At 43.0% G+C, this 14,803-nt stretch carries 10 protein-coding genes, 1 pseudogene and 1 other annotated feature; of the genes and pseudogenes, 3 read left to right on the plus strand and 8 right to left on the minus strand.

All coding sequences use genetic code 11. From position 1 onward, the window contains the following. The 3 genes and pseudogenes from CTER_RS13540 to pheS form a co-directional block, all read right to left on the minus strand. Positions 1 to 1,630: pseudogene (locus tag CTER_RS13540) on the minus strand (hypothetical protein); the annotation flags it as partial. A gap of 297 nt (positions 1,631 to 1,927) precedes the next feature. Next, complete coding sequence (pheT, locus tag CTER_RS13545) at positions 1,928 to 4,309, minus strand: phenylalanine--tRNA ligase subunit beta (protein ID WP_004626307.1); 2,382 nt, start codon at positions 4,307 to 4,309, stop codon at positions 1,928 to 1,930. A gap of 12 nt (positions 4,310 to 4,321) precedes the next feature. Next, entirely contained in the window at positions 4,322 to 5,353 is a 1,032-nt protein-coding gene (gene pheS / locus CTER_RS13550) for a phenylalanine--tRNA ligase subunit alpha (RefSeq protein WP_004626238.1), read from the minus strand. Positions 5,354 to 5,491: 138 nt separating this feature from the next. Continuing rightward, positions 5,492 to 5,792: a binding site (T-box leader), on the minus strand. A gap of 215 nt (positions 5,793 to 6,007) precedes the next feature. Here pheS and CTER_RS13555 point away from each other — a divergent pair. The 3 genes from CTER_RS13555 to CTER_RS13565 are packed head-to-tail and all read left to right on the plus strand — an operon-like array spanning position 6,008 to position 9,028. Next, complete coding sequence (locus CTER_RS13555) at positions 6,008 to 7,204, plus strand: hypothetical protein (RefSeq protein ID WP_131469437.1); 1,197 nt, start codon at positions 6,008 to 6,010, stop codon at positions 7,202 to 7,204. Positions 7,205 to 7,242: 38 nt separating this feature from the next. Next, positions 7,243 to 8,187: a hypothetical protein gene (locus CTER_RS13560; protein WP_004626233.1), complete on the plus strand. Its 945-nt coding sequence runs from the start codon at positions 7,243 to 7,245 to the stop codon at positions 8,185 to 8,187. 52 nt (positions 8,188 to 8,239) lie between these two features. After that, positions 8,240 to 9,028: a lipid II flippase family protein gene (locus tag CTER_RS13565; protein WP_004626222.1), complete on the plus strand. Its 789-nt coding sequence runs from the start codon at positions 8,240 to 8,242 to the stop codon at positions 9,026 to 9,028. Between the two features lie 126 nt (positions 9,029 to 9,154). Here the strand turns inward: CTER_RS13565 and CTER_RS13570 are convergent, their stop codons facing one another. The 5 genes from CTER_RS13570 to CTER_RS13590 all read right to left on the minus strand — a co-directional run bounded on the left by CTER_RS13570 (position 9,155) and on the right by CTER_RS13590 (position 14,659). Further along, positions 9,155 to 11,509 (minus strand): glycoside hydrolase family 94 protein, encoded by a 2,355-nt coding sequence (locus CTER_RS13570; RefSeq protein ID WP_004626276.1) that lies wholly within the window; start codon positions 11,507 to 11,509, stop codon positions 9,155 to 9,157. Positions 11,510 to 11,639: 130 nt separating this feature from the next. After that, positions 11,640 to 12,653 carry a LacI family DNA-binding transcriptional regulator gene (locus tag CTER_RS13575; RefSeq protein ID WP_004626288.1) on the minus strand — a complete coding sequence of 338 codons (1,014 nt, stop codon included), beginning with the start codon at positions 12,651 to 12,653 and terminating at the stop codon, positions 11,640 to 11,642. Between the two features lie 90 nt (positions 12,654 to 12,743). After that, positions 12,744 to 13,541 carry a TrmH family RNA methyltransferase gene (locus CTER_RS13580; RefSeq protein WP_004626257.1) on the minus strand — a complete coding sequence of 266 codons (798 nt, stop codon included), beginning with the start codon at positions 13,539 to 13,541 and terminating at the stop codon, positions 12,744 to 12,746. A 37-nt stretch (positions 13,542 to 13,578) separates the two neighbouring features. After that, positions 13,579 to 13,833 carry a TfoX/Sxy family protein gene (locus tag CTER_RS13585; RefSeq protein WP_004626361.1) on the minus strand — a complete coding sequence of 85 codons (255 nt, stop codon included), beginning with the start codon at positions 13,831 to 13,833 and terminating at the stop codon, positions 13,579 to 13,581. Between the two features lie 28 nt (positions 13,834 to 13,861). Beyond that, positions 13,862 to 14,659 (minus strand): flavodoxin family protein, encoded by a 798-nt coding sequence (locus CTER_RS13590; protein WP_004626190.1) that lies wholly within the window; start codon positions 14,657 to 14,659, stop codon positions 13,862 to 13,864. Positions 14,660 to 14,803: the final 144 nt, after the last annotated feature.

Here is a 14,803-nt window from a genome sequence, read left to right on the forward strand (position 1 = left end):
CTTTTCCCTGCATATAGGTTTTTAGTTCGGAATTCAATTGGGGATTGGCTATGGAAGCCACATCAGGAGGTATGGGTGCTGTCCTGTTGATTTCCAGCCCAAGGGGTATGACTGGGCTTATGGGTTTTGCAGCCTTCAATTTTGTTGGATCTTCTTTGGGTGCTATGCCGTTTTCTCCAAAATCCTGGTTGGTCTGAATTAATTCAGCCTGTTTTGCCGACAGAACATTTTGTTCTGCCTCACTTTTAAAACCCTCCATCTGATTTGGATCGGCTTCTCCTGTCATTCCAATTGAAGGTATATTTTTCGAATACTGTCTGGCCTCGGCCATTACGTCATCTGCGTCGGCTTCGGGGTCTGAGCTCAATTTAATGTCACCGGGTATTCCTTCGTGTGCCTTGCCCCCTGTTTTCTCGCTCCTGAAGGCAGCAGGCTCATTATGCTTTATTTCCTTTACCTTATTGGCAGCAGATTTGCCCTGCTCCTTCTTCCCGGGTAGCCCTGTCGGTGTGGCAATCTCAGGCATGACAGCCTGAGCCTTTGCCCGCTGTTTCTCAAAGGCACCGTCTGAAACAGCAGCGGCCTGGGAAAATGCATTAACTGCTTCGGTAGGTGGAATGTTTCCCAGCTGATTCAGTATCTTCAGAGGATCTTCGCCCGAGATTTTGACTGCAGGTGCCTTTGCTGCCTGCTTTTGAGCTTTCTCGCTATTTGCAGCATTTTCAGACTTGCCGGCTTTTTCAGAGCCTGCTGGAGCTGGGATATCTTCCACAGGTGACACGGCTTCCTGTTTGGCCTGAACATCTTTATTAGCAGCTTCTGTATTTTTATCAGCTGCTGCTTCTTCTGCTTTTTTATCCTCAGCTGGCTTACCGCCCTCAGCTGCTTTGTCTTCCTTGGGGGAAGCAGGTTTTGATTCTTTATCTGTCTGGGGATTTATTTCACCTTTGGTTTCAGGCTTTGTTGGAAGGGGCTCTTTATTTTGCTGTAAAGTCTCCTGCGGCGAAGAGTTTTCCTTGGCCGGTTCACTCTCTTTTAGGCTTACTTGCTTACCGATATTACTGCCTGCATCGGATTTACTTAAAACAGTGCCGGTATTTCCCCCTGCATCTGATTTATTTAGAGCAGTTTCAGCGTTGGACTTTTCTGCCGTTACCGGAGCAGCCTTTTCCTTTGCTGCCTGCTTTTCAACCTTTTGTTCAGCCGGCCCAGATGCCTCTGACGACCTGGTATTCAGGTCACCTGAGTCACTTTGTTCTCCGGTTTTTTCCACGGTCTTACTGCCGGCATCCTGCTGCTGTAATCCGGACTGTTGTTTTTCCGATTGCTGCATTTTAGAATCCGTCTGCTTGTCCTGAGTGCCGGGAGTAGTTTCTTTGTCTTGACCAGGTTGGCTGTTTTTTGGAGGTATCTTTTTAATATCGGTAAGCAGCTTAATAACTGCCTGGTTTCCGATGGTTTTCTGTAGGATATTTATATCCTGCTGTGTCAATGAATTGGGCAGTCTTTTGAGACGTTGAATTATTTCTATATAGTTGGGCTGCTTGACCAGGGGTTTTTGCCTGGATGATGAGTTCTGGAGGTTTTTATTCTGTGCAGCTACCGATTTATCCGGTGCTCTGGTGTACATCCTTTTCAACTCCTAAAATTTATTCCTATATTGAATAGTAAATTTTGAAGTTGATTTAACAAATGAATCTTTATTTATTTTTTCGATTTAATCTTAATATACATGAGATTTTAAGAAAATCGCTGAAATACCTGGGCAGTAGAAGATCATGCTTGACCCTCAGAGGATTGGACATGACAGCATTGATAAAGCCAGTTGTATATGAAAAATCCGTCTGAAACAAATTATTCCAGACGGATGATTTTATTTATTGCAATATTCTTTTTGGTTAAAAGCGTAAACCAGTTCTAACCTGAACTATCTCAAAGCATAGCCTACGCTGTTCATGTAGTCAATGAGACTACCTGCAAAAGCATTTATGTCATCGCTTGACATAGTTTTTTCTGCCGAACCTATTACAAATCTGAAGGTCATGCTCTTCTTGCCTTCGGGCAGGCCCTTCCCGGTGTAAATGGTAACAAAGCCGAAACCATTGAGCAAGTCTGACTTGAAGCTGCCGATATCCTCATTAACTCTGTCAAAGGTAACCCCGTTGTCCACCAGGAAGCTGTAATCCAGAACGACCTCAGGGAATCTGGATGGTTCCTTATACTTGATAACCCCAGTATCAATAGCCTGGAGCACATCTCTGTTTATTTCCAGCACAGCTATGTTCAGCTTTTTGGCAATGTTCTTTTTAATCATAGGATGGACTACACTTATATACCCCATCGGGGTTCCATTTGTGCTTATATCCACTGATTTCATAGGATGCACCCAGTTTAAGCCTCCTGTACATACAGAGAAATCCAGATTCGCATTCTTTAAGGCTTTAGCTATAAACGTAATTATTCCCTTCAGATCATAGAACAGCTCATCTTCACTTTTAACTTTGCTGGCAGCCAATATACACAGATTTTTATGCTGCTCACATTTGTCCTTTGGCGATGCTGCTTTGAATACGCTTCCGATTTCAAACAGCAGGAAATCCTCATATGACTTTTCATTTTTCTCAGCAAAGGCAAGCATTCCGGGCACCATACTGTCTCTGAGTGTATTGGCGTCCTGTGCCTGGGGATTCAAAACCTTCACCTGTCCGTTTGTTTCAATGCCCATTCTGCTGTTGAAGGTATTGTCGTACCAGATATAACTGTTAACCTCGCTTGCGCCGAATTTCTCGGAAAGCAGCTCTTTTACCTTGTGGTCGGCAAGTCTTTCCTCATTGTACTGCAGCGGTTTTAGCGCAATATCCAGGGTCTGAGGCTGGATATTGTCATAACCGAAGATTCTCGTGATTTCTTCAATAATATCAACCTTCATTGTAATATCTTTTGTAGCTCTGAAGGTCGGCACCTTTATGTTGAAGGTATCTCCTTCCACATCCACCTTAAATTCCAACGCTCTGAGAATGTCAACCATTCTTTCCTTTGTCAGAATGTTACCGATATATTTGTCAATGTACGGTTTTGTTATTGTAATATCAATGGGTTCCAGCCTGCAGCAGTACACATCGGTCAAAGCTGATAAAAACTGAATGTCGGGCTGCATATCCCTTAAAAGCTTTACAAATCTCTGTATTGCCGTCACAGTCATATTGGGGTCAAGCATCTTTTCATAACGTGCGCTGGCCTCGGTGCGAAGACCTATTTTTGTGGAGTTCTTTCTTGTGGAAGAGCCTTCAAAGTTCGCAGACTCCAGTAATATGGAGGTTGTATCCTCAAGCACTTCGGAGTTTTCACCGCCCATGATCCCTGCAATCGCAACCGGCTTTTCCCTGTTGCATATCAGCAGTACGTCTTCAGGAAGCTTTCTCTCAGTACCGTCAAGTGTTTTAAATAAAGTCGGTTCCTTTGTTGCTCTGACAACTATGCCGCTTTCCACCTGTCTGCTGTCAAAGGCGTGCATGGGCTGCCCCATTTCAAGCATCAGATAGTTGGTCAGATCCACCAGCGGTGATATTGGACGCATTCCGCAGTAGAACAGCCTGACCTTCATGTTCATGGAGGTTTCCAGCTTCTTTACGCCGTCTATCTTAAGTCCGGAATATCTGAAACACTTTTCTGTGTCCTCTACTGAAATGTCAAGCTTGGGTTTATCCTCAGCGGACTTTAGATCATCCAGCTGCATGGGTTTCAGCTCTCTGCCGTATATTGCGGCTATTTCACGGGCAATTCCGTAATGCCCCCACAGGTCCGGTCTGTTTGTAAGTGATTTATTATCGATTTCGATAATAACATCATCTATATCTATAATTGACTTGATATCTGTTCCCGGGGCATAATCCCCCTCAAGTACCAGAAGTCCGCCGTGGTCATCGCTGATTCCGAGTTCCTTTGCTGAACAGAGCATTCCAAAGCTTTCAACTCCAACCAGTTTCACCTTGCCCAGTTTGGGCATGTTCTTTACCGAGCCCCCCATTTTTGCAAGGGGTACCAGAATGCCTTCGGTAACATTCGGAGCTCCGCAGACAATTTGAAGAATTCCGTCCCCGGAATCAACCTGTGTTATTTTCAGCTTCTTTGATTCAGGATGGGGTACAACACTCAGCACCTTTGCCACAACAACGTTCTGTATATCCTGGCCTACAAATTCCACCTCTTCCACTTCTGCGGTAGACATGGTAAATCTGTACCACAATTCTTTTATATCAATTCCACTTAAGTCAACGTAATCTTTTAACCAATTTAATGACAGCTTCAACTTTTTTCCCTCCTACCTTACTGAAAATTGTTCCATTGCTCTCAAATCTCCCGAGTTAAGAACGCGGATATCACTGATTCCATATTTCATCATCGCAAGTCTGGTCAAGCCCAAACCAAAGGCAAAACCTGTGTATTCCTCAGGGTCGATTCCGCCGTAGCGCAATACGTTGGGGTGAACCATGCCGCAGGGAAGAAGCTCTATCCAGCCCGAGTGCTTGCAGGTGGGGCAGCCCTTTCCTCCGCATATCATACAATTCAGATCAAGTTCAAAACCAGGCTCCACGAATGGGAAAAAACCGGGTCTCAATCTTATCTTTACGTCTCGGTTAAATACCTCGGACAATAACAGCTTCATTACATAAATGAGGTTTGCAATGGAGACATTTTTATCGATCATCATACCTTCCAGCTGAAAGAAAGTGTTTTCGTGGGAGGCATCGGTGCTCTCATTCCTGAAACACCTTCCGGGAGCAATAACTTTCAGCGGAGCGCCGTATTTCTGCATTGCCCTCACCTGACAGGGTGAAGTATGAGTCCTGAGAAGAGAACCGTTTTCAAGCCAGTAGGTGTCCTGCATATCTCTTGCAGGATGGTGTTTTGGTATATTTAATGCTTCAAAATTATAAAATTCCTCTTCTGCCTCGGGACCGTCAACTATATTGAAGCCCATTCCGGTAAATATCCTTTCGATTTCCTTCTGGACAATTGTTACCGGATGCAGTGAACCCACCTTGAACTGGGTCCCCGGCAATGAAATATCAAAGCTGGAACCGCTGCTCAAGGACTTCTTGACATCATTGGCACTGAGCTCCTTGAATTTTGACTCCAAAAGCCCGGTCATCTCATTCTTTAACTCATTAGCCTCCTGACCAAATTGCTTTCTCTCTTCAATAGCCATGTTTTTGAGATCCTTGAGCATTTCGGTCAATTCACCCTTTTTGCCCAGAAGTTTTACTCTGAGTTCTTCAACTTCACTACTGCTTGCAGCTTGTTTTATTTTTTCAAGCGCGGCTTCCCTTAATATACTGATTTTTTCAATCACGTCTATTATCTCCTTTCATTAAATCATCTCTAATCAAATATGTCTGAATTTCCTGTAATGCTGTTTTTCAAACACTTTCAGCCTTAAAATTTATTTAAAAAATTATACTCTCACAGACAATAAATAAAGCCCCCATCCCAAAGGGACGAAGGCATTCTCCGCGGTACCACCCAGTTTTATCGGAGACATTGAATGCAGTACATTAACTGTAAAAACCAATCTCCAAACTCATTAAAATATAACGGTTTTTACCGGCAGTTCCTACACTGATGTGCCAGCCGGCATCTCATGCCGAATGCCTGGCAAAATCATATATTAGTTCAGAACCACAGCTTCGGAGGGAACTTTGGCAAGTATTCCGTTAAAGGCACTTACAGCCGGTGATGCCTTCTCTCTGCAACATCCTGTCTCGCTTACTCTTCTCCATCATAGCTTTTAAATATCACATTGTCTGAAATTGAACTACAGCCGCCAATATGCTATAGCCAGGGAGTCCCAGGCATTTCAACAATTAGTATTCGAACTGTTCCCTGATATTATAACAATATAGGTAAAATTATTCAAGGGTGAGTTTTCCGGTCTCTCACTTGACGTCAATTTTACCAGAATATACAATAAATGTAGTTGTTAAATCCTCAATGACGAAAGGTTTATATGAGCTATCGGAGATTGTCGTTAATGCTTGCCGGGCAGCTTGCGCTGCTCTTTCCTGTTGTATATATGGCAGTTAATTTATTTCAGGGGAATACTGACTTTGCATTTGCTTTTGTATTTTTTTTAATTACTTTTATTTTTTCACTTGGTTTTGTAGTAAAAGAAATTCAAAAAATACATAATGACAAGGCAGCAGGAATTCAAAGTGATATTTTAATTTTTTGTGATTACAAGCTGCTGTATAAATCCTACAGGCACGAGGTCATTCCCATGCCGCCCATACAGCTTGCCACCTTTCAATACAGTGACAGGGCCGAATGTATCAGCCTGAGCGGGGACTACTCTGATATAAGACTGATTAAAGGCAAGCAATATAAGGTAAAATATTATAAAAACAGCGGAATCCTCACAGAAATAACTAACTATAGAGGGAGAAAGAATAAAGTTACAAAAGCTGTATCCAGATTAACCTTTGGTGAAAAGAATCTGCAGCATAAAACGATTTGGCATGAAGTGCTTATTATATTAATAATTTACGCTTTACCAATATCAGCAATATGCTTTGGGGGTTTTAAGCTGTTCGCCTTTCTTCAGAAAACCCTGCTGATGGATGATAGTGATATACTGCTGATACAGCCTGGTTTTGTAAAATTAATTTTCATCCTGTTTGGATCTTTGACATTTATACTGTTTATACATGAAAAAAAAGAACCTGTATACATAATCAGTGCAATTAATAATATTTACAAAAGGATTGGTTTCAAAAGATCGCTTTCACTTATGATAATTTTATTTTTGATTGTTTTATCGTTATTATTTAATACTTATACCAAAATTTCTGATACACAAATAGAAATTCATAACTTCGACACAGTCAAAATATACTCATATAATAATATAGAACATATAAAAATATTTCCGTACTCAACACCGTATAAAAGACAAATAAAACTGAAATTAGGTTATAATGTATTTTTAGATGACGGGCGCTCAATAGAGCTGACTAGAGCAACAATGTTCTGGGACAAAGTACTGCAGCTAAATGATATATTTACCGCCAAAGGTGTTATAATGGAAAAAAGCTATTTAACTTATCCAGATAGCATTGATTTACTTATAAACGAACATGTAGACATAGACCGGGGTATGGACATATTGAACAAAATCCTCATTGTTGAGGAATCCCCGGCAAACTAGGAATATCACACAATATATTTTTTAAGGAGGTCTTTCTCATGGACAACAACAGCTTTTCAGAATTAAAAAGCAGGCTGGCAGCTCTGCCGGTATTGCAGAAACAGATGGAAAGTCTCAGCAAAAGGCTGTATGAAGCAGAGGATGACGTAAGAAGCCTTTTGCATAAGTACCAGTCTGAAGCACTGGACGTTGATGAACTTCAGAAGGATAAATTTTCCCATACTTTATTAAAGCTGATCAGATTGTATGAGGGTAAAGTCAATAAGGAAACCCGGGAGATGCTCTCTGCCAAGCTGGAATACGACAAGGCTGCCGAAAGGGTAAAACAGCTTGCCCAGGAGAAAGCCGGACTGGCAAAAAAAATAAGCGAACTGTCCGCCGATAAAAAACTGTTTGATACTGAATATATGCGGCGTGAAAACTTAATTAAAAGCAAAATCAGCGAGCAGGCTTTTTCTTCATATACAGAACTGGAAAAACAGCAGTTTGAACTAACAAGGCAAATTGCCGAAACGGATGAAGCCCTGCATGCCGCCGGCCGGGTTATATCGGCAGCCGCCAATGCAGTAAATCACTTAAAAAGTGCCGAAGGCTGGGCAACCTATGATGTCTGGGGAGGCGGAGGCATTTTAAGCCATATGGCAAAATACGACCACATCGACGACGCAAAATCCGAACTCAACCGTCTTGGTTCGCTTATGAAGGATTTTGAAAATGAACTTAGAGACGTGAATATGTATGATGTCTGCGCATATGCCGGCATCGACCCAACCACAAGAGCCGTTGATTTCTGGTTTGATAATATATTTACCGATTTGAATGTCCGTGATAAAATCCGCGAGGATATGTATCAGGTTCAAAAGCTTATGGGTCAGATAGAAAATGCCTGTAATAAACTTAAAGGCAACAAGGAACAGATTAAAAAAATGCTCTCGGAGGCTGAAATCAAAAAAAACAGACTGGTTATGGATTTTGAAGTTTAAATAAATTATATGTATTAAGCAAAAGAGAAAGGCTTTAAAGAGAAAGGCTTTTATGTATAGATTAGTTTTGGTTTTTATTCTTAATTTTTTAATAACTATAATAGGTACTTTGGCTTATTCCGTCAGAATTGTAGGGGTAAGAACGGGAAAAATAGCGGTATCCTCGGCACTGTTTAATGCTATTGCTTTATTTTCGAGAGCTGCTGGTGTCTTTCAGTCGCCGCTGCTCACCAAATATATAGCAAAGTCGGGTGATCAAACCAATCTGGTGCCTGTCTTTTATATACTTATACTTGATGTTGTTATTGCCAGTATTGCAGGAGCTGCGCTTCTGCCTACCTTTCAAAGAATCTTTACCAGGGGGGTGGAAGCTTTTTCGGTAAACAAATCGGTGTTCAAGTTGATGCTGCACAGCTTTTCCAAATCAGGTGTGGCCTATATAAAAAACTCTGTTGCCATACCGACTAGAACCAATATACAGGGTGTAAACCTGAAAAAGCTTCCGGTAAATATACTGGTTATGAATGTGTTGACTGTAGCACTGCTGACGGCAGGTATTTTTTCTCCCATATATGCCTCAACTCTTGAACCCGAACTCAGCACAACCTGTATGACTCTGGTATCTGTTTTAACCGGTCTGGGAACCATACTGTCGGCACTTTTTATAGATCCGTATTTATCAGTTCTGACAGATGAGGTTATTGAGGGTAAATATAGTGTGGCAGATTACAGGAGCTGTGTCATAGGCATGGTTGGCAGTAAAATATTAGGGTCGGCATTAACTTTTCTGATATTTATCCCGGCCTCGTACCTGATCGTCTTTATCGCCAGAATACTGTAATGAACAAATAATTTTAATTGCAGGAATTTCAACACTATAAAAATAGTAAAAGGGCAGTTATTCTGCCCTTTTACTATTTTTTAAACAACCTGCCTGCATATCCGGCCGGTAAATAATACTTCAACTTTATTTCATTACCACAACTACATGATGCGCAGTGCCTGCTTTGAATACCGGAATTTTTTCAACCTCGGCACCGTCCACAATAATCTTTGAAACTCCACAGCTTACCCTGTTGGGATTTTGTACTTCGATATTGTATATTACTCCCCTGAATTTTCTTGTTGCCTTAAAGCCCTGCCATTTGGACGGTATGCAGGGGTCAACCACAAGTCTGTCATAACCTGCTCTGATCCCCAGAATATACTGGGAGGCCGCCACCATGTTCCAGGCTGCGGTGCCCGACAGCCAGGAGTTCCTGCCTACACCGAACTGCGGATGCTCCTTGCCTAAAATATTCTGACAATAAACATAAGGTTCAACCTCGTACAGTTCGGCATCGTCATTTCTCTTTCCGGGCAGTATCTGGGAATAATACTCAAAAGCCCTATCCCCATGGCCCAGTATTATTTCAGCTATCATTACCCATGGGTTTGTGTGCAGGAATATGCCCCCGTTTTCCTTGGCTCCGGGCGGATAGGTGGTCACCCCGCCCTTTGTATCATCATATTCGGTATAGGAAGGATACATTGCCACAATTCCGAATTTTGAATTTAAATACCTGCCAACCGATTCCATACATTTGCTTGCCTTTTCGGCATCGGCCACCCTGCCCAGCACCGCCCAGGATTGAGAGTTAATGAATATCTTTCCGAACTTGTTTTCCCTGCTGCCGATGGGCTGTCCGCAGTCGTCGAATGCCCGCTTGTACCATTCTCCGTCCCAGCTGCTCTCGTTGATGGCATTTCTCATCTCATCAAACATGCCCTGATACTTTTCGCAGAGCTCCTGCTTTCCAAGATACCCGCACAACTCTATCAGCTCTGCTGCCGCCCTGCAGTAAAGCATGGAGGTAAATACACTTTCGGCAATCCCCTTCCCGGTATCCAGATTCAAGGTGTCATTCCAGTCTGCACGACCGGCAAGTGCAATATTATTCGGCCCCCTGTTATTGTTTGTGAAATTAAGGGCCATATCCAGATGCTCCAGGACGGTGGCCGAAGTAGTTTTGTCATTGTACAGTACAGACTGGTTCAGGAAACCGAAATCGCCGGTCTCTTTCACATACGCGTTAACTGCCAGAATGAGCCACAGATGGTCATCCGAATACCAATCGAACAATTTGACCGGCGCATCGCCCTGTCCGCCCTCTCCTGTCAGCGGGAAGAACAGGTGATATGCCCTGCCGTCGGTGTACTGGCACTGCAAAAGCTTTGTTATCAGCTCCTTGGCCTCACCTGGAATAGCATGCATCACTCCAAGGGTGTCCTGGGCACTGTCACGTATGCCCATGCCTCTTCCAAGTCCCAATTGATAAAGAGAAACAAAACGTGACCAGTTAAAAGTGGTCTTACACTGGTATTGGTTCCATATATTGACGAACAAATTCATGTCCTCATCAGGAGTTTCCACACTCAATTTTCCTGTGTAGTTCTTCCAGTAAGCCTTCAGTCTGTCCAGAGCCGCCTTTGAATTTTCAGGCGTTAAATAAGCCCCAATATCGGCTTTTATATTTTTCCGGTCCTCTGCAAAGCCCAGAATAAAGACAATTTCCTTCTCCTCTCGGGCCCCAAGGTCAACATCCATGCAAAAAGCGCCCACACCATTCATCCTGTAGGAAATGGAATTGCTGCAGCCCCCCTGTTCAACAGCCAGGGGATTGCCTTCCGAACGGTACTTTCCCATGAAGGCTTCCAGGTTTGTATCATAACTGCCCACCTCTTCTGCTGTCGCAAAGAAAGCGGCATTGTCACTGATATAATGCGGATAATATGTAATTATTCCATCTTCAAATCTGCCCTGATTTATCTGCTGTACCCAGTCCACATTTTGCTGATCCATTATGGCCTGCCAGAAACAGAACTCGGCATAGGCAAAAACCTGTAGTTTTTGAGCTACAGCCCTTGTATTTGACACCTTCAAGTGCCATATTTCGAAATCCTTATTATCGGGAACAAAATAAGTAACCTCTCCAACAACTCCCCGGTACTCACCGGCAAGTACCGTATAGCCCATACCATGGCGGCAGCTGTAGCTGTCCAGCTTCCTTTGCACCGGCTGATAACCCGGATTCCAATATTCACCGGTTTCTTTATCTCTGATATAAATATATCTTCCCGGTCTGTCCATTGGAATATTGTTGTACCTGTAACGGGTAACACGGCGGTTTTGAGGATCCTTGTGGAAACTGTACCCTCCTCCCGTATTGGACACTATACCGCCGTATGCTCCGCTGCCGATATAGTTTATCCATGGCGTTGGAGTATCCGGTCTGGTAATAACATATTCCTTGTTCTTTCGGTCAAAATAACCGTACCTCATATAATCCTCCCAGCAAAATGGGAACGCTCCCATTTTTATTAAAAAAATATATTTTCCTTATAGAGGGAATCCCCTCAAAAATCACCATTTAAAGGGTTTATAAAGAATTTAAGAATATAATAAAATATACTCATATGACTTCTATGCAGGAGGTTCCTTCATAAATTTCGGTATCAAAGGATATCACTCTGGGTTTTGTATTTCTATTGTCTATATTGTCAATTATCAGCTTGATTGCCGCCTCGGCAACCTTCTCCATGGGCTGCTTCATGGAGGTCAGCCGTATGCAGGAGGGAATAAAACGCAGCAGCTCATAAATGTTGTCAAAGCCCACAACCGACAGGTCCCGGGGTATGTTTACACCCAATTCCATGGCTCTCTGTACGGCTTCATATCCTTGAAGGTCATTAAAGGTAAACAGAGCCGTCGGCGGCTCGGCCAGTGACATAAGCCTTTCCACGGCTGCCGCACCGCTGCTGTCTCCCGCATCCGTATATATGACATAATCCTTGTTATATTTGATACCCGACGAATTAATTGCTTCAATATATCCGTTCATTCTGTCCGAGGCAGCCCTGTGATTCAGGTTTCCTGTAATGTGGGCTATCTTGCTGTGTCCCAAACCGATTAAAAAATTAACTGCACTCTTTGCGCCGGAAAAATTGTCTATGATGATATTATTGACTTTCAGGTCATTAAAATGGTTCTCGATCAGTACCAGCGGAAAATTGATATTTATTATTTTCTGAACCAGCTCTTTATCTCTTGTGTCGCTTCCGAACAATATGAGGCCATCGGCCGCACCTCCGGTAAAATACTGTACATACCGCGCTTTCGAATTAAAATCATCGTTGGAACTGCTGAAAACTATATTGTAATTGTACCGGGAGGCAAAATCCTCCAACAGATTGGCCAGTTTCAAATACACAGAGGTATTGAATTCGTTGTATATCACACCGATAACCCCGGCTTTTCTTGACACAAGGCTCCTGGCCGCCTGGTTCGGAATGTAATTCAGCTTTTCGATTGCCTCAAGTATTCTGATACGGGTATCTTCCCTCACTCCGGGCTGGTTATTGATCACTCTTGATACAGTTGTTTTGGATACGCCTGCGATTCTCGCTATATCAAATATATTTATCAATTCTGCCTCCTGACAGGGAACGTTCCCAATTTTAAATAATTATATATCAATTCTTATTATAAAACAAGTCTGCGGCAGGGAAACCGATTTCTAAGCCCTGTTCTGTCTGACCAGTTCATATATCATTATTGATGCGGCAACCGAAGCATTCAGTGACTCTGCTTTTCCAGGCATGGGTATTCTTACGAGTTTATCGGATAATGCAGCAGTTTCCTCACTTATTCCATTTGCTTCATTCCCCACTATAATTGCACTTTTACAGGTCAAATCCTCATCATAGTAATTGTTTTGCCCGTGCAGATGGGATGCAATGACTTTGTAGCCGCTGCTCTTCAGCAATTGAATTGTATTTATAATGTCCAAATCCTCGATTATTGGGAGATGAAAAACCGATCCCATGGTGGAGCGCAGTACTTTTGGCGAATAGACATCAACACAGCCCCTGGTCATCAATACGGCTGAGACCCCGGCCGCATCGGCTGTTCTGATAATGGTTCCCACATTGCCCGGGTCCTGGAGGCTGTCCAGCACCACCACTGATTTTCCTTGGCGCAATGCCTCACCAATTCCAGCCGTCCGTTTTTTCAAAACCGCAAGGACGCCCTGCGGAGACTGTGTATCGGATATCTCCTTAAAAAGTTTGTCCGGTACATTATAAATATCGGAACACACTTCGGAGAGTTTTGAAATGAGCAGTTCTCCGCCGTTAAGACTTTCCAGCCTGTCCGATATGACAGCCTTTATTATCACCTGCCCGTTGTCAACGGCATCGCTGACAAATCTGATACCTTCTACGAAATACATCTCATGGGAATCCCTGTGCTTTTTCTGATGTAAAGCCTTAATCTCCTTTATTGTACTGTTCTGACTGCTTTGTATATAGTTCACTGCCAAGTCCTCCGCCGGTGAAAATTAGTATATGCCGCTATTTGGATTTATTATAAAATTCCTTCAGTTCTCCTTTAACCTCTTCCGGAAGTTTGTGCCATCTGATCCCCCGTATTGCTCCCTCCAGGCCGTAAAGCCTGTTGATGCAGGCAGAATCGTCTATACTTTTTATTCTCAGCCAGGCCTGTCTGCTGCCCATAATGGACAGTTGTTCAAAAGTTGTTATTCCCACTTCATTAAGCTGCCGTTCTATTTCCTTGCCGATGTTAGGCAGTTTTTCCAATTCCCCCAAAATAATCCCTCCGTAAATCTGATATTAACTATTTTTTGTACGTAATTGTAACAAATTTTGAAGCCAAGACACCTATTGAAAAAAAGACACTTCCAAACGCTCTTTTAAATGCCGGGACCTTTATCGAAGGATCATAGGTGCTTTTTACCCTGATCTTATCAGTCCAGTATGCACCGTCTTCGGTTTCATATTCTGTTCCTTCGGCATAACCCCTGCTCATTCCCCGGAATAAATTGTAAACCAACAGGATACCAAATGACGGAGCATGGAGCTTCTTAGATGCCACGTCCCTGTGAAACCTGGCAGTAACCCTTTTGCATTTTGCCACGGTCTTTTCTTTGGGCTTGTACGCATTCCAGCTGTAAGACAAAACCGGTAATTTGTAACACCTGTTAAATCCAATTCCGCTCAGAGTTCCCGCCACATAATCAACAGCATCTTTTGCGCCCACACCTCCTGTAGTGGAGACCACCAAAGCCTTGTTCCTGAAAAAGTGAGGCCTGTGAAGCATGAAACACATGTGGTCAATAAAATTTTTCGCCAGGGCCGGCGGCTGCATGTTAAAAGTGCTGAATGCAAAAATAATACCGTCGCTTTGTTCGATCTTATCCATCATGCTTTGCATTATGCAGTTGTGGGGACAGAGCTTATGCCCCTTCCTGAAGCAGATGCTGCAGCCTGTACAATATGGGAGTTCCAAATCTTTTAAATGAATTTCTTCAAAAACAGACTCGGGAGACAACCTGAGAATTTCAGCCTGGATAATTTCCACCAACCTCCATGTATTGCCTTTGTGGGGACTGCCATTAATAATAGTGTATTTCATTATTGAAATTCCTCCCTTAACTTCCCTGGCAGTTTACCCAGGACTGTCAAATATGAATGATCTATCATTGCCTTTAAAGCATCTCCGAAATTTTGCCGTTCAGGTGCACCGTGTTAAAATGCGGCTGCTGTACAGGAGGACAAT

This window comes from Ruminiclostridium cellobioparum subsp. termitidis CT1112, from assembly GCF_000350485.1.
In the GTDB taxonomy this organism is placed as follows: domain Bacteria; phylum Bacillota; class Clostridia; order Acetivibrionales; family DSM-1351; genus Ruminiclostridium; species Ruminiclostridium termitidis.

Coding starts and splice junctions, on each gene's coding strand:
- CTER_RS13590 (WP_004626190.1), bottom strand. CDS start 14,659: ATGAAATACACTATTATTAATGGCAGTCCCCACAAAGGCAATACATGG.
- CTER_RS13565 (WP_004626222.1), top strand. CDS start 8,240: ATGTATAGATTAGTTTTGGTTTTTATTCTTAATTTTTTAATAACTATA.
- CTER_RS13570 (WP_004626276.1), bottom strand. CDS start 11,509: ATGAGGTACGGTTATTTTGACCGAAAGAACAAGGAATATGTTATTACC.
- CTER_RS13555 (WP_131469437.1), top strand. CDS start 6,008: ATGAGCTATCGGAGATTGTCGTTAATGCTTGCCGGGCAGCTTGCGCTG.
- CTER_RS13560 (WP_004626233.1), top strand. CDS start 7,243: ATGGACAACAACAGCTTTTCAGAATTAAAAAGCAGGCTGGCAGCTCTG.